Here is a 14,722-nt window from a genome sequence, read left to right on the forward strand (position 1 = left end):
AAATACCTAATAAACATATATCCTAATCTTCGATTAAGAATACGTTTATTAGACTTCAAGCATTAATCGATCAATTGCTTCTGTGATCTCTTTAGTTCTTACTGGCTTGGTCACGAAATCATTCATGCCGACATCTAAGCACGAACATTTGTCTTCTACTGATGTGTGTGCTGTTAGCGCAACGATTGGTGTTTTGATGTTTGCGTCTCTCATGTATTTGGTTGTGGTTAATCCATCCATGACCGGCATCGACACATCCATTAAGATAATGTCTATTGATTCGTTGCCTCTTTCAATAAAGCCAATCGCTTCTTCACCATTACTTGCGATGAAAACCTCGTGGCCTTGTCTTGTAAGGATTAACTTTATCACCATTTGATTCGTTGGATTGTCTTCGACAACTAACACGGAATAACGGCTTCTTAACTCTCGTGAAGATTCGTCTTCTTTGTTAGCCAGATTATTCGTAACTCTAGTAAGCACTGGCAACTGTACTTCGAATTTGGAGCCTTTTCCAGGCTCACTCTTTACCGATATGCGCCCGCGCATCAGTTCAACCAGTCTTTTAGTGATGGCCAAGCCTAAACCTGTGCCACCAAATCTACGTGTGATTGTGCTATCAGCTTGCACAAATGGACTGAACAGCGACGAAAGTTGTTGCGAGCTAATGCCAATCCCTGTGTCTTCCACCGTTATATAGAAAGAGCTCTGCTGGTACTTTATAGAAACATGGACATGCCCACGCTCAGTGAACTTAATCGCGTTACCGATCAAATTAAATAGGATCTGTGCCAAGCGACTTGGGTCGATGTAATGAAGTTCACCTTCAGGGATATCGCTAGTTACTGTTAGCGGCAAACCTTTATCGTCTGCTGTCTTCTTTTGTTCAGATAATACAAAAGTTACAGTGTCTCTTACGTTGCTCCATTGAGGAGCCAACGAGAAACACCCAGATTCAATCTTAGAAAAATCCAATACGTCACTGATAATTGCCAACAATAGCTCAGATGAAGTGCTCATATTAAGCAGTATAGACTGTTGTTCTTCGTTCAATGATGTGGATTTTAGGGCGTCTATTAGGCCAATTATGGCATTTAGCGGTGTTCTTAATTCATGACTCATCATCGCGAGGAATTCAGACTTGGCCTTGTTGGCTCTTTCTGCGTCTTTTCTTGCTGTGACAAGCTCTGCGGTACGTTCTCGAACGGTTGCTTCAAGCTTTTCTTTGTTCTCAATATCGAAAACAGCACGCTCTATCAACGGTCGAAAACGGTTTAGTGTGGCCTTAGTTTCAATACTAAAGTGCTTGGTATTCGAGTGGATAAAGATGATGACGGATTGTGTTAGTCCGCTATCGATACCAGTAATTAGAACAGAGTTGATTTGATCGAGGATAATGGGATGTAAGGAATTGAATTCACCCAGAGACTTGGGTTCAAAAAGGATGGCGCATTCTCCATTGATCACTCGAGATAACTTGCCACAATCACTCCAATTCATCTCTTCGAAGACTTTGTTATTGCTTAGCAGGGTTTTGAAACTGCCTTCGTTCCCTACCCTTGATACCACGATAAAGTCATCAAACTTAATGTATTTTTTGAGCACGAACTCGAGACTGGAGAATATCTCAGATATGTTACTTGCCTTACTGATCGCAGAGATGGTTGATAAGATCACCCTGTTCTCTTCAGCCAGCTTTCGCTCACGGGCTTTTAGTTTTTGCAGTTCAATACGTGCTTCTTGCAGCGCTTCTTGACCTTCAGAAACCATTACTTTTTCAACCTATAAAACGTTGCAGACGATACCATTAAATTCCCGTGTGCATTCTCGTCACCAGAGAGCCTGCCTTGTTCACCAAACGTAAATGGACATATGTATGGGAGCCCATTAAGTGCTTGATTTATTTGGTCACAAACCTCATCCATATCTTGTTTAAGGTTCAACATTGGGCCTGCACAAAAGATATTGATCGCCCCTAGTTTCTCTTCAAGATCCATGTCGTTGTAGTATGAGGAGTGAATGATATTCGCGGCGCGGCTAATCAACTGCTGCTTAGACCCTTGCATCAGGTAGATGGTGTCGCCTTCACTGATGTCTGTGAACAGCTCAATCCCATTACACTCCGTCTCTCTGATCGAATGAGACAATTTGAAATATGGGTAATCGTAAGAAGAGCCGACTTTCCTGCCTAATGGGTAGACTGACGACTTTTCGAATATGTAGCCATCATCACTGCCATCTAAGTGGAAATTAGTCCATTCGTTGTAAACGGTGACGGCTGGCCTGTGGTCTATCTCCAACAAAATTCGGTTTCTTACTTTGGTCACGGTGCCTGAATACCGCGTAGGCGTATGACCCGCGCTGAAAGAGGAATAGATGGACTGAGACGCAAACACTACCGTTAAAGACACACCATTTATAGACAGCGACTCTTCGGTGAAGATACTCCAATTTCCGGAAACCTGGTTGTCTGCAGCACTGCCACCAATAATTGGCACTTCAGTACCAAATTTCTTATCGATAGCCGCCATCACCTTTTCTTCGTTACCCGGTGTGGAATGCAGCAAGATAAGATCAGGAATTTCACCTTCTCGGTTGGCGTTCTTGAGTGCTTTGTCTATCGCGCTGAAGGTACTGCGGTCTATGGAGTCGCTGAAATGTTCGATTCCCGTACCATAGGCGTTGATCCCCGAGTCATAAATAATGAGGACGCCAATGACTGGACCAGAATGAAAACCAGTTTCGGTCATAATGCCGTGACAAGTAGTACAGCCATGTATGGGAGTGTTCGGGAGAGCATCTACGAAATATCTCTGCACAGCGAGTGTCGAATACTCTTCTGTGCAGTAGCAAATAAGACAAGCAATATCGTCAGGGTTTTCCACCCCGCTGAGCAACTCATCTACTGCGATTTTATCGTCTAGGGAGTAAGAGACTTTTGATAGAAATTTCATAGATTCTGGGTAACTTTATTAATGCTCTCTTTATAACACTTTAATGCATTGTGTTTCACTGATTTGGTACATGTTTCTATCAAAAGAACCGAGGTGTGCCCCAGTTTCTCTCTGTTACTCCTTAGAAAGGTTTACAGAAAACGTGCTCACCTGTTGTGGAAATGTAACCGTTATTGAGGAGGTCTTATCACTAGTTTGTAACAGCCAATTTGATGGTCTTTTTTCTTCCAGAATTCCGCTTTCATTATAGCTAATGATAAATTTGCCAGTTTTAGATGTTTCGATCGAATACCCTAGGTTATTGCTTGAAACTGAAACATTATGATTATCAATGCCAAATTTACAAGGTTTTGAAACTATACAGTTTACTGTTTCGTTATTATCGTATGTTACTGTTCTCCAAGTAAATGCAGCTATTAAAATAACCAACATGACGATAATTTGAACAAGCCTGCCTTTTGTTAGCTTTTGTGCCGCCATTATAATCTTTACTCCTTGTTACAAAGTTCAAAGTTTTTAAATAAAAATCCAATTCCAGACCAAGCGTAAGGTTACTACTCTGTCATTGATTTGTTAATTCAAGTATAGTGTCGCGTTGAAAATGCCACTTTTTTTTAAAATCAGCAAGTGGAAATAAAGCCCTGAATAGGCTGAATTTCCTTTTCTAATTTGGGTGGCATTACGACGTGAGTCGTGTTGGAAGTAAAGTGTAGTAAATAAGAAATTGGAAGCATGCAAATGAGCCAAGAAAAGCAGCTTGAACAAAACTACAACTATACGGTCGTCCGTCAATTTACCCTAGTTACAATTTTGTGGGGTATTGTCGGTATGGGCGTTGGTGTTTTGATTGCCGCTCAATTAGTTTGGCCACAGCTAAACTTTGATACGCCGTGGTTGACGTACAGTCGTTTACGTCCCCTGCATACTAATGCGGTTATTTTTGCGTTCGGTACAAGTGCGCTGTTTGCAACATCATATTATGTTGTACAACGTACCTGTCAGACGCGTCTCTTTGGTGGCCCTCTCGTAGCCTTTACCTTTTGGGGTTGGCAAGCGATTATCCTGTCCGCTGCAATTACTTTACCGTTAGGTTTAACCTCTGGTAAAGAATACGCAGAACTTGAATGGCCAATCGATATTGCTATTACTCTTGTGTGGGTAGCTTATGCGGTCGTGTTCTTCGGAACCATGATTAAACGTAAGACATCGCACATTTACGTAGCAAACTGGTTCTTCGGAGCCTTCATTATCACGGTTGCCGTGTTGCACATCGTTAACAGCCTAGCTGTTCCTGTCTCTGCGTTTAAATCGTACTCGATTTATTCCGGAGCGATCGATGCAATGGTGCAATGGTGGTACGGACACAATGCGGTAGGCTTCCTATTGACAGCTGGTTTCCTAGGCATGATGTACTACTTCGTTCCTAAACAAGCTGGTCGCCCTGTTTACTCTTACCGTTTGTCGATTGTTCACTTCTGGGCTCTCGTGTCTCTGTATATCTGGGCTGGTCCTCACCACCTACACTACACTGCACTTCCTGACTGGACTCAATCTCTAGGTATGGTTATGTCTTTGGTTCTGTTTGCTCCATCTTGGGGTGGTATGATCAACGGTATTATGACTCTATCTGGTGCGTGGCATAAGCTTCGCTACGACCCAATCCTACGTTTCCTAATCGTTTCTCTATCATTCTACGGCATGTCGACTTTCGAAGGCCCAATGATGGCAATCAAAACGGTTAACGCACTATCTCACTACACGGACTGGACTATCGGTCACGTTCACTCTGGTGCGTTAGGTTGGGTTGCAATGGTTTCTATCGGTTCGGTTTACCACTTAGTTCCTAAACTATTTGGTCAAGAGCGTATGTACTCTGTATCCCTAATCAATGTTCACTTCTGGTTAGCAACGATTGGTACGGTTTTCTACATTGTAGCAATGTGGATCTCTGGCGTGATGCAAGGTCTGATGTGGCGTGCAGTTAACTCTGACGGTACATTAACTTACAGCTTCGTTGAATCTGTAGAAGCGTCTTACCCGTTCTACTTTGTACGTTTCTTAGGTGGTTTCATCTTCCTATCTGGTATGTTCTTAATGGCATACAACACGTACAAAACTGTTTCTGCACCTAAAGATAGCCTTAAAGCTATCCCTCAACCGGCTTAAGGAGATTTAGAATGAGCTCAAATTCAAATAATCGCCATGAGTTGGTAGAGAAGAATGTTGGCCTACTAGCGATTCTTATCGTTATTGCTATCAGTTTTGGTGCTTTAGTAGAAATTACCCCACTTATTTTCCAAAAGCAGACTACTGAACCTGTAGAAAATCTACGTGTTTACTCTGCTCTGGAAATGGAAGGTCGTGATATCTACATTCGCGAAGGTTGTAACGTATGTCACAGCCAAATGATTCGTCCTTTCCGCTCTGAAACTGAACGTTACGGTCACTACTCTGTAGCTGGCGAAAGCGTTTGGGAACACCCATTCCTATGGGGTTCTAAGCGTACTGGTCCTGATTTAGCGCGTGTTGGTGATCGTTACTCTGATGAGTGGCACCGCGTTCACCTTATCGACCCTCGCGAACTTGTTCCTGAATCAAACATGCCTGGTTTCCCATGGCTTGCTGAGAATGTACTTGATGGCAAATTGACTAAACAGAAGCTTGAAATCTTCCGTAATCAATTTGGTGTTCCTTACACAGACGAACAAATTGCTAACGCTAAACAAGATGTTGAAGGAAAAACAGAGATGGATGCAATCATCGCTTACCTTCAATCGCTTGGCCACGCAATGAAATAAGGAATAATTATGGACATTATTACATTTCAAAGTGTTTGGACTGTTACTGTTTTTGCTTGTTTCATCGGCATCGTTTGGTGGGCTTTCGGTAAAAATCGTAAGTCGCGCTTCGACGAAGATGCAAACCTAGTGTTCGCTGATGAAGCACCTGCGAAAGATAAAAATCAAGGAGTGACGAAGTAATGAGTACATTCTGGAGTATTTGGGTAACAGTAATCACAATCGGTACATTGATTGGCTGTGCAGCCTTACTTCGTTGGTGTTCCAACGATAAAACAGGTGTAGAAGAAGGTCAGGATATGGGCCATGAATACGATGGTATTCGTGAGCTTAATAACCCGCTACCTAAATGGTGGACATACCTTTTCGTTAGCACAATTGTGTTTGCAGCTGTTTATCTAGCTCTATACCCAGGCCTTGGCAACTTTAAAGGTCTACTAGGTTGGACGAGTTCAAACCAAACAGTTCGTAGCGTAGAAGAGTCTCGCTCTGCAATCGCTGCTGCGCAAGCAAACAAACAGTTAGACGCATACGCGAAAGAACTTGATGATGCTGACACCTACTTTGGTGAAGCTTTCAGAAAGCTAGCTCACGACGAAAACGGTCTACGTTCTGTCCCTGACATTGCATCAGATGCCGATGCAATCAAAGTGGGCCAACGTTTGTTCCTACAAAACTGTTCTCAGTGTCACGGCTCTGATGCACGTGGTCAGAAAGGTTTCCCGAACCTAACTGATGACGCATGGCTATATGGTGGTGAACCACAAGCTATCGTTACTACCATCATGCATGGTCGTGTCGGTCAAATGCCAGGTTGGAAAGACGCTCTTGGCGAAGAAGGCGTAAAAGAAGTAGTTAGCTACACGCTTAGCCTTTCTGGTCGTAGCGTAAACGCACGTGAAGCAGAGGCTGGTAAAGCGCGCTTTGTAGTGTGTGCAGCCTGTCACGGTACTGATGGTAAGGGTAACCCTGCTGTTGGCGCACCTGACTTGACTGACCGCGACTGGCTATTTGGCGATTCTCGCGCTGATGTGACGGAAACAGTCATGTACGGACGTTCTGGTGTAATGCCGGCTTGGAAGGACATCCTTGGTGAGGATAAGGTTCAGCTCGTCTCTGCCTACGTCTGGAGCCTCAGCAACTCAGATAAAGAGTAACATAATAATAACAGCCCCTTCTTAAGGGGCTGTCTTTCTTTTACAGTTATAACCTTAAGTGTTTGTAAAAATTAGTTTTATTTCATTGTATATATTGAGAATAATAATATGGAACAACCTTGGTATAAGCAGTTTTGGCCGTGGTTTTTGATCTTCCTAACCGTTGGCGTTTCTATGCTAACATTGGTTCGAGTCGCGATACTTACCAACCATTCAGTTAACGTTGTCACTGAAGATTACTATAAAAAAGGTAAAGGTATTAATGTCGACATTTCGAAAGTAAATGTTGCTAAAGAGCTTGGCTTATCAGCTTCAGTTAGCGAGAAAGGTAACTCAGTTATCATTACTCTCGACAAAGGCAAACTAGACCACTTCCCTGCTATTAGCGCAATGTTCGTGCACCGAACGCTGCCTGACCGTGATTTTACTCAGCTACTGACCGCTGATGCGAGAGGCAACTACACGTTGACTCTGGATCATGAAATGCAAGGTCCATGGTTTATCGAGCTTTCTCCGCATGATTCTGAATGGTTAGTGCAAGGTCGCATGAACTTCCCTATTGATACTCCTACTCAACTAACGAACTAAATCTTATGTGTGAATCCTGTTATCACTGCGGTGAAGATGTACCAGCGGAAACGGATTTTAAAGTAGAAATCTTAGGATCGGTGCGACCTATGTGTTGTCCGGGTTGCGAAACCGTAGCCCAGACAATCGTTGATAGCGGTCTGGTCTCTTACTACCAATATCGTACCGCTCCAGCTGAAAAAGCGGATCTCGTGCCAGAGCAACTTCTGGCACTCAGTCATTACGACAACGAAGATGTTCAATTGGAGTTCGTCCGTAACTCTGAAAATACCTCTGAAGTGACATTGTCACTAGAAGGTGTCTCTTGTGCTGCTTGTGCTTGGCTTATTGAAAAGCAAGTCTCTTCAAAGTTAGGGGTTGTTAGTATTCGTGTTAATACCACGACTAACCGCGCCCTGCTCAGTTGGGACAACACTCAGACGAAACTGAGCGAGCTGTTGTCTGCAATCCATACCTTAGGCTACAAAGCCGCACCTTTTGAGGCTGATCAACAAGAAGCCGCCTATCATCGATCGATGAAGAATTATCTCTATCGTCTTGGTATTGCTGGTTTAGCAACCATGCAGGTCATGATGCTGGCTGTGGCGTTGTATCTTGAAGTCTTCGGTAACCTTGAGCCCGAATTCAAAAGCTACTTCCGTTGGGTGAGCTTAATCTTTGCAACACCGGTTCTGCTCTACTCTGCATTGCCTTTCTATATCAACGCGTGGCGTAGCCTCAAAGGTCGAACATTGGGTATGGATGTACCTGTGTCGATCGCTCTTTTGTTTGCCTACGTTGCAAGTTTGGTCGCAACGGTGACAGAGAAAGGTGAAGTATTCTTCGAATCTATCTCGATGTTTACCTTCTTCCTACTGCTTGGTCGTTTCCTTGAAATGCGCGCTCGTCGTAAAGCCGCCGCTGCTAGTGGTAACCTGCTTAAGCTCGTTCCTGCTATGGCAACAACGTTAGATGGCGAACAAGTTCCAGTCAAAACCTTAAAAGTTGGCGACCAAATTCGCGTTCTACCGGGTGAGCACATTCCTGCCGATGGCAAAGTATTGTCTGGCAGAGTTCATATCGATGAATCGATGCTGACTGGCGAATCTATCCATGTGGTCAAAAACGAAGGCGATACCGTCTTTGCTGGTACATTGAATGGTGATGAATCATTTGAATTGGAAGTAATGACGTCAAAAGCGGATTCGGTTATTTCCAATATCGTTCGCCTGCAAGACGAAGCGCAATTGTCTAAACCCCGCATTGCAGAAATTGCTGATGTTGTGGCTCGATACTTTGTTGCGGTGATCTTAATCATCTCATTCGGTACTTGGTTTTACTGGCACCAAACACGACCAGAAGACGCTTTCTGGATCATGCTTTCGGTATTGGTAGCAACGTGTCCTTGTGCTCTGTCACTGGCAACACCGACGGCGATTACTTGTTCAACGTCTCGCATGGGTAACTTCGGTATTTTGCTGCGCAAAGGCCACGTATTCGAAACCTTGTGCAAAGTGAATCACTTGATCATCGATAAAACAGGTACATTGACTGAGGGTGATATTCGTATCAGCCAAGTTGAAACCTTCGCTGAACTTGATAAAGACACTTGTCTCAAAGTAGCGGCGAGCCTGGAACAACACGCTAACCACCCTATCGCTAAAGCGTTCAAGACTCATCTTTCTGATGAGATCGAAGTAGAGTCAGTTAATAACGTGATTGGTTCAGGTATCACTGGTGAGTGGAATGGCCAAGAAGTTGCGATTGGTAGTAGTGAATTCATTCTAGGTGAAGCTCAACCATCGGAAAGCAACGGCATTTACTTGTCGATGGCGGGTCGTCATATCGCTACATTTACTTATGAAGATCCAATCCGTAAAGAAAGCATCGAGTTTATTAAGCAATTTAAAGAAGCGGGCATCAAAACAACTCTGCTTACTGGCGATTCTTTGATTAACGCGAAGCCTGTTGCTGAAGAGATTGGTATTACTGATATTGTTGCTAACGCGAAACCTGAAGATAAACTTGCTTACCTGAACTCTCGAGATGCAAGTGACATTACCATGATGGTTGGCGATGGCATTAACGATGCCCCTATTCTTGCAGGTGCCCACCTTTCTGTAGCTATGGGCGGCGGTACAGACGTGGCGAAAGCTTCTGCGGATATGGTGTTACTGGGTGATAAGCTCGATAGATTACTTAAGTCGCGTACTTTGGCGTTAAAAACACGTAAGATAATTCGTGAAAACCTAGCTTGGTCATTAGGATATAACTTACTTATCCTTCCATTGGCTGTCGCGGGTTTGGTTGCTCCATACATTGCCGTTGTGGGCATGTCTGCCAGCTCTATTATTGTTGTGTCTAACTCGTTAAGGCTTTTAAAAGAGCAAGGTAAATAATGGAAAGTTTATACATCCTGATCCCCATTGCGATTGTACTGGTGTGCATCGCTGTTGGTATTTTTCTATGGGCGGTGAAGAGCGAACAGTTTGAAGACCTAGAACGTCAAGGTCACAATATACTGTTTGATGAAGACGAAAAGGCTCACAACCATTCTGATAGTAAACCTGTCAAGAATGAGAAAGCTAACAGCGAAAGCCAAACTAACGTAGACAAAAAGAACGATGACGCCTGATTGGATCGGAGCCTTTGTTGTTGGATTGATCGGCGCAGGCCATTGCATGGGAATGTGTGGTGGTATTGCGTCGCTTCTTTCGATTGGCAACAGTAAACCTTCCCCTGTTATTCCCCTACTTTATAACCTAGGGCGCTTGCTAAGTTATGCCGTGATTGGTGGTGTGATTGGCGGTGCAATCTCTTCGATAGGTCAGCTAAGCGATTTTAACGCTCTGCTAGGTTGGCTGCGATTATTTGCAGCTGGCTTTATGATCGTCTTAGGTTTGTATATCGGTAAATGGTGGTTCGGCTTGTTGTTCTTTGAAAAAGTCGGGCAGAAACTATGGCGCTATATCTCTCCTTTAGGTAAATCATTTCTACCCTTGAAGCACCCTAGCCATGCTTTGCCGTTTGGCTTTATTTGGGGTTGGCTACCATGTGGCTTAGTTTACTCAATGCTTACGTGGGCGGCTGTATCAGGAAGTTGGTACAACGGTGCCGGTATCATGCTTGCTTTCGGTTTAGGTACGCTTCCAGCGATGCTCACAGTAGGCATGGGCGCTAATTTCCTCAAAAAACTGCAACAAGCTGACTTATTTCGCCAATTAGGCGCAATTTTAATCCTCCTTTACGGTTTCTATACCGGATATATGGCATTGCAGCTCATTATTTATACCGTATAGGTAATCTTTAAATCCGGTTTTTTTACTACCCAACTGGATAAAGGAATGCTAAAATATTGACGTATATCAAATAGTGAAAGATTGTTATGATTTCTGAAAAGCCTGTGACGAAACGTGTTCAGTCTGGTGGCTGTGCGATCCATTGCCAGGATTGTAGTATTAGCCAGCTCTGTATTCCGTTTACTTTGAATGAATCTGAACTCGATCAACTTGATCAGATCATTGAGAGAAAAAAGCCTATTCAAAAAGGCCAAGAGTTATTTAAAGCCGGTGACGAGCTTAAATCTCTATATGCTATTCGCTCTGGAACGATCAAGAGCTACACGATTACCGAGCAAGGTGATGAGCAGATTACTGCATTCCACCTAGCGGGCGATCTTGTTGGCTTCGATGCGATTACTGGTGACCAACACCCTAGTTTCGCACAAGCGCTAGAAACTTCTATGGTATGTGAAATCCCATATGAGATTCTTGATGACCTATCAGGAAAAATGCCTAAATTGCGTCAGCAAATTATGCGCCTGATGAGTAACGAGATTAAAGGTGACCAAGAAATGATTCTGCTTCTTTCTAAGAAGAACGCGGAAGAGCGTCTTGCTGCATTCCTTTACAACCTTTCGACTCGCTTCTCTCAACGTGGCTTCAGCCCGCGTGAGTTCCGCCTAACGATGACTCGTGGCGATATTGGTAACTACCTTGGTTTGACTGTTGAAACAATCAGCCGTCTTCTAGGTCGCTTCCAAAAAGCAGACATCTTGAGCGTTAAAGGCAAATATATCACTATCGAAGATCACGATGCGTTGATGGAACTTGCTGGCGTTTCAAAAGAATAGTCTAGATATCAATGATGTAGTTCAATAATGAGCTGCATCATGTTTCTCCCTTAAAACCTCTTATATTTCTCTTAATCTCTCCATAACTACGCTACATTATTTATATGTTCGGTCTGAAAAGTAGGCTTAGTTATGAGTATCTATAACAAAATTTTAGTTGTCGCAGACATTAATCACGATGAGCAGCCTGCTCTATTTCGTGCTATCCAACTTGCTAAGAAAAGCACCTCAACAAGCCACATCACTTTCTTTTTGTCGATATACGACTTCTCGTATGAAATGACATCTATGCTCTCTATCGATGAAAGAGACGCAATGCGCAAAGGCGTAATTCATCAACGCGAAATTTGGATGAATAAAGTCGCAGAACCTTACCTAGATGATTCTATTGAATTTAATGTACAAGTGGTTTGGCATAACCGCCCATACGAAGCGATCATTGCCGAAGTTTACAGTGGTGAGCACAACATCTTAATCAAAGGTACGCGTAAACACGATACTTTGGAATCTGTCATCTTCACTCCAACCGATTGGCATCTGTTGAGAAAGTGCCCTAGCCCAGTGCTATTGGTTAAAAACGATTTCTGGCCAGATCGCGCGAAGATTTTTGCTTCAGTTCATGTAGGTTCTGAAACAGAAGCTCATTTAGAGCTTAACGATACGATGGTCGACAGATTGCTAGAGATCACCGGTCGTTTGGATGCGGAACCGTTCTTGGTGAATGCCTACCCTGTGACACCTGCGAATATTACCATTGAACTGCCAGAGTTTGATCCAACGTCTTATACCGATGCGGTTCGTGGCCATCACTTAACGGCAATGAAAGCATTGCGCCAGAAGCACGGTATGTGTGAAGAACAAACTGTGGTTGAACAAGGCTTGCCAGAAGATGTTATTCCTCGCGTCGCTTCTGAAAATAACGCTGCGATGGTGATTCTGGGTACAACGGGTCGTACTGGCTTGTCTGCCGTGTTTATTGGTAATACCGCGGAACATGTTATCGATAAGATTAACTGTGATGTGTTGGCTCTTAAACCGTCTGGTTACGTCAGCCCACTAGACCCTAACCTTTCGAAAGGTTAGGTCAGGGATAGTTTAACTTATAAAAAAACGCCTCAAGCATTGCTTGAGGCGTTTTTGTTTGTCTGTTGTAGGCGCATCTATTGCTCTACAACGATTATTCTTATTATACGTTCGTTACGTCGATGAACATTGACTCATCGATGTTAGAAGATGAAATTTCAGCTTCTTCGAATTCGTACGCTTTGCGGTCTTCACTACGGTCTAGTGGAAGGTTCACGAAGTCAAACAGCTCGCGGTCAGCCAGTTGGCTTGGACTTACGTTCTGGATTGACTTGAAGATCTTCTCAACACGACCTGGCGTTTTCTTATCCCAATCAATTAGCATCGCTTTAATGTTCTGACGCTGTAGATTCTCTTGAGAGCCACATAGGTTACAAGGAATGATTGGGAACTCTTTATGTTCTGCGTATTTGATTAGGTCCGTTTCACGACAGTAAGTCAGTGGACGAATAACAACGTTACGACCATCATCTGAACGAAGCTTTGGTGGCATAGCCTTTAAGCGCGCACCGTGGAACATGTTTAGGAACATGGTCTCAACGATGTCGTCTAGGTGGTGACCCAGAGCGATCTTAGTTGCACCAATCTTCTCTGCGAATGAGTACAAAGTACCACGACGAAGACGAGAACATAGGCCACACGTTGTTTTACCTTCTGGCACTTTCTCTTTAACCACTGAATACGTGTCTTTATCTACGATGTAGTAAGGAATGTTCAGCGTTTCAAAGTACTCAGGAAGAATGTGTTCAGGGAACCCAGGTTGTTTTTGATCTAGGTTTACTGCCACAACATCAAATTTGATCGGTGCTGCTTCACGTAAACGTAGTAAAATATCTAGCATCGCAAATGAATCTTTACCGCCACTAATACATGCCATTACTACGTCATTCTCTTCGATCATGTTGTAGTCGATGATGGCATTTCCAACATTTCTTCTCAGACGTTTCTGAAGTTTGTTGAATTCAAGTGTTTCTTTTCTATTATCGTTTTGGTTCATTGCGACTCTCACACCGTCGTATTACCGACTGTAGATTGCTAGTGGGACTGTTTTAGGGCGTGGATTATACGGATTTTTATTTAATGTTGAAATAGTAACGGCAGGATAAACAAGCTGAGTAATAGAAAGATTCTGCTTTTATTGTTCGATAAGCTCCCTAGCTGGTAGAGAAACGCGGTTTCACATGCTCTCGGTTGGTATCGCAGATAAAGAAAAGCAGCCTGATCTAATTCGATGAGGCTGCTTTAAGATATGTCGTAAAAGCTTAGGGGAATGATTCCGCTAAGCTTTTACTTCACTAACAATGATTCCGTTAAAAACTATTGCGCGGGAATGTACGGCAATACGCGAACTGTTGGTTCTGGTAACGTGATGCTGTCACTTCCATGAAGTTCTTCTAAGGTGAATTTCGCTCGCCCTTCTTTGATTGGTAGTTGCTTACCATTTGAAAGCTCGATGTTGCCTTCCAGCTTATTAGCGAACTCTAGCGTTAACCCTTGGATATCTGGCGTGAACCAACCAGAGAACATGCCGCTGACGTCTTCAAGCATCGCCTGCATCTGTGGCAATAGATTTTCTATCTGTGTAACTTCAACAGTTCCAACTAAAGGCTCTTGAGTCATCACGACCAAAGAATACGCACATTCTTGTTCTTGAGTTTGTACAAAGATAAGAGGGTTTGCTGAGCGTAGGTTTTGATCTACCGGTAGAAGCAGTTCATTGGCCGGAGAGACTTTTAGCTCTTCGTAGTGCTCTTCTTTTTCCATCCAAGCTTTGCTGATGTGACAGGTTTGCTGAGCTTGTTGATCAACAAAGAAGACCGCAACTTTGACATCATCATGCCCTTCTTTGGTGTTGTTTTTCAGCTGAGTATAAAGCTTAGAATACGTGAACATGTATTCTTGCGCTGTAGCAGGAAGAGAAACCCCAAGGCTTAATGAGGCTAATAAAGCGAGTGCTGTCTTTTTCATTATTATAATCTTGTCGAAGTTGAGCGTTTATAAATAGAAAGAGCAGCCAATGAGCTGCTCTTT

General features: G+C 43.4%; 15 protein-coding genes. 10 read left to right on the forward strand and 5 right to left on the reverse strand.

Going from position 1 to position 14,722, the window contains the following annotated elements; genetic code table 11:
* Nucleotides 1-48: 48 nt before the first annotated feature.
* The 3 genes from ACED41_RS05385 to ACED41_RS05395 all read right to left on the reverse strand — a co-directional run bounded on the left by ACED41_RS05385 (nucleotide 49) and on the right by ACED41_RS05395 (nucleotide 3,434).
* Complete coding sequence (locus ACED41_RS05385) at nucleotides 49-1,770, reverse strand: ATP-binding protein (protein ID WP_371724608.1); 1,722 nt, start codon at nucleotides 1,768-1,770, stop codon at nucleotides 49-51.
* On the reverse strand, nucleotides 1,770-2,954 hold the full coding sequence (locus tag ACED41_RS05390; protein ID WP_371724609.1) for an FIST signal transduction protein: 1,185 nt from the start codon (nucleotides 2,952-2,954) through the stop codon (nucleotides 1,770-1,772). The genes ACED41_RS05385 and ACED41_RS05390 overlap by 1 nt, the downstream gene beginning before the upstream one ends.
* A gap of 114 nt (nucleotides 2,955-3,068) precedes the next feature.
* Nucleotides 3,069-3,434, reverse strand: a complete 366-nt coding sequence (locus ACED41_RS05395) for a hypothetical protein (RefSeq protein ID WP_371724610.1) — start codon at nucleotides 3,432-3,434, stop codon at nucleotides 3,069-3,071.
* A 252-nt stretch (nucleotides 3,435-3,686) separates the two neighbouring features.
* Between ACED41_RS05395 and ccoN the strand changes: the two genes are divergently transcribed.
* The 10 genes from ccoN to uspE all read left to right on the forward strand — a co-directional run bounded on the left by ccoN (nucleotide 3,687) and on the right by uspE (nucleotide 12,691).
* Nucleotides 3,687-5,120: a cytochrome-c oxidase, cbb3-type subunit I gene (gene ccoN / locus ACED41_RS05400; RefSeq protein ID WP_009846707.1), complete on the forward strand. Its 1,434-nt coding sequence runs from the start codon at nucleotides 3,687-3,689 to the stop codon at nucleotides 5,118-5,120.
* Between the two features lie 11 nt (nucleotides 5,121-5,131).
* Nucleotides 5,132-5,752, forward strand: a complete 621-nt coding sequence (gene ccoO, locus ACED41_RS05405; protein WP_017059643.1) for a cytochrome-c oxidase, cbb3-type subunit II — start codon at nucleotides 5,132-5,134, stop codon at nucleotides 5,750-5,752.
* A 9-nt stretch (nucleotides 5,753-5,761) separates the two neighbouring features.
* On the forward strand, nucleotides 5,762-5,935 hold the full coding sequence (locus ACED41_RS05410; protein WP_004733679.1) for a CcoQ/FixQ family Cbb3-type cytochrome c oxidase assembly chaperone: 174 nt from the start codon (nucleotides 5,762-5,764) through the stop codon (nucleotides 5,933-5,935).
* A complete protein-coding gene (gene ccoP / locus ACED41_RS05415) occupies nucleotides 5,935-6,909 on the forward strand; it encodes a cytochrome-c oxidase, cbb3-type subunit III (protein WP_017063857.1) in 975 nt (324 codons plus the stop codon). The genes ACED41_RS05410 and ccoP overlap by 1 nt, the downstream gene beginning before the upstream one ends.
* Nucleotides 6,910-7,017: 108 nt before the next feature.
* Nucleotides 7,018-7,497: a FixH family protein gene (locus ACED41_RS05420; protein WP_017059641.1), complete on the forward strand. Its 480-nt coding sequence runs from the start codon at nucleotides 7,018-7,020 to the stop codon at nucleotides 7,495-7,497.
* A gap of 5 nt (nucleotides 7,498-7,502) precedes the next feature.
* A complete protein-coding gene (locus ACED41_RS05425; RefSeq protein WP_029235846.1) occupies nucleotides 7,503-9,875 on the forward strand; it encodes a heavy metal translocating P-type ATPase metal-binding domain-containing protein in 2,373 nt (790 codons plus the stop codon).
* Nucleotides 9,875-10,111, forward strand: coding sequence for a cbb3-type cytochrome oxidase assembly protein CcoS (gene ccoS, locus ACED41_RS05430; protein WP_017059639.1), 237 nt, complete (start codon nucleotides 9,875-9,877; stop codon nucleotides 10,109-10,111). The genes ACED41_RS05425 and ccoS overlap by 1 nt, the downstream gene beginning before the upstream one ends.
* A complete protein-coding gene (locus tag ACED41_RS05435) occupies nucleotides 10,101-10,775 on the forward strand; it encodes a sulfite exporter TauE/SafE family protein (RefSeq protein WP_017059638.1) in 675 nt (224 codons plus the stop codon). The genes ccoS and ACED41_RS05435 overlap by 11 nt, the downstream gene beginning before the upstream one ends.
* Nucleotides 10,776-10,861: 86 nt before the next feature.
* A complete protein-coding gene (locus ACED41_RS05440) occupies nucleotides 10,862-11,608 on the forward strand; it encodes an FNR family transcription factor (protein ID WP_017059637.1) in 747 nt (248 codons plus the stop codon).
* Between the two features lie 132 nt (nucleotides 11,609-11,740).
* On the forward strand, nucleotides 11,741-12,691 hold the full coding sequence (gene uspE / locus ACED41_RS05445) for a universal stress protein UspE (protein ID WP_371724611.1): 951 nt from the start codon (nucleotides 11,741-11,743) through the stop codon (nucleotides 12,689-12,691).
* Between the two features lie 103 nt (nucleotides 12,692-12,794).
* Here the strand turns inward: uspE and ttcA are convergent, their stop codons facing one another.
* Entirely contained in the window at nucleotides 12,795-13,688 is an 894-nt protein-coding gene (gene ttcA / locus ACED41_RS05450; protein ID WP_017059635.1) for a tRNA 2-thiocytidine(32) synthetase TtcA, read from the reverse strand.
* A 320-nt stretch (nucleotides 13,689-14,008) separates the two neighbouring features.
* Nucleotides 14,009-14,659: a DUF2987 domain-containing protein gene (locus tag ACED41_RS05455; RefSeq protein ID WP_136974288.1), complete on the reverse strand. Its 651-nt coding sequence runs from the start codon at nucleotides 14,657-14,659 to the stop codon at nucleotides 14,009-14,011.
* Nucleotides 14,660-14,722: the final 63 nt, after the last annotated feature.

Origin of the sequence: Vibrio sp. 1F255, from assembly GCF_041439145.1 — a bacterium.
GTDB classification, from domain to species: Bacteria; Pseudomonadota; Gammaproteobacteria; order Enterobacterales; family Vibrionaceae; genus Vibrio; species Vibrio crassostreae_C.

Bases quoted from the DNA above. Each gene is read 5' to 3' on its own strand.
- ACED41_RS05385 (WP_371724608.1), bottom strand. From the start codon at position 1,770: ATGGTTTCTGAAGGTCAAGAAGCGCTGCAAGAAGCACGTATTGAACTG.
- ACED41_RS05390 (WP_371724609.1), bottom strand. From the start codon at position 2,954: ATGAAATTTCTATCAAAAGTCTCTTACTCCCTAGACGATAAAATCGCA.
- ACED41_RS05395 (WP_371724610.1), bottom strand. From the start codon at position 3,434: ATGGCGGCACAAAAGCTAACAAAAGGCAGGCTTGTTCAAATTATCGTC.
- ccoN (WP_009846707.1), top strand. From the start codon at position 3,687: ATGCAAATGAGCCAAGAAAAGCAGCTTGAACAAAACTACAACTATACG.
- ccoO (WP_017059643.1), top strand. From the start codon at position 5,132: ATGAGCTCAAATTCAAATAATCGCCATGAGTTGGTAGAGAAGAATGTT.
- ACED41_RS05410 (WP_004733679.1), top strand. From the start codon at position 5,762: ATGGACATTATTACATTTCAAAGTGTTTGGACTGTTACTGTTTTTGCT.
- ccoP (WP_017063857.1), top strand. From the start codon at position 5,935: ATGAGTACATTCTGGAGTATTTGGGTAACAGTAATCACAATCGGTACA.
- ACED41_RS05420 (WP_017059641.1), top strand. From the start codon at position 7,018: ATGGAACAACCTTGGTATAAGCAGTTTTGGCCGTGGTTTTTGATCTTC.
- ACED41_RS05425 (WP_029235846.1), top strand. From the start codon at position 7,503: ATGTGTGAATCCTGTTATCACTGCGGTGAAGATGTACCAGCGGAAACG.
- ccoS (WP_017059639.1), top strand. From the start codon at position 9,875: ATGGAAAGTTTATACATCCTGATCCCCATTGCGATTGTACTGGTGTGC.
- ACED41_RS05435 (WP_017059638.1), top strand. From the start codon at position 10,101: ATGACGCCTGATTGGATCGGAGCCTTTGTTGTTGGATTGATCGGCGCA.
- ACED41_RS05440 (WP_017059637.1), top strand. From the start codon at position 10,862: ATGATTTCTGAAAAGCCTGTGACGAAACGTGTTCAGTCTGGTGGCTGT.
- uspE (WP_371724611.1), top strand. From the start codon at position 11,741: ATGAGTATCTATAACAAAATTTTAGTTGTCGCAGACATTAATCACGAT.
- ttcA (WP_017059635.1), bottom strand. From the start codon at position 13,688: ATGAACCAAAACGATAATAGAAAAGAAACACTTGAATTCAACAAACTT.
- ACED41_RS05455 (WP_136974288.1), bottom strand. From the start codon at position 14,659: ATGAAAAAGACAGCACTCGCTTTATTAGCCTCATTAAGCCTTGGGGTT.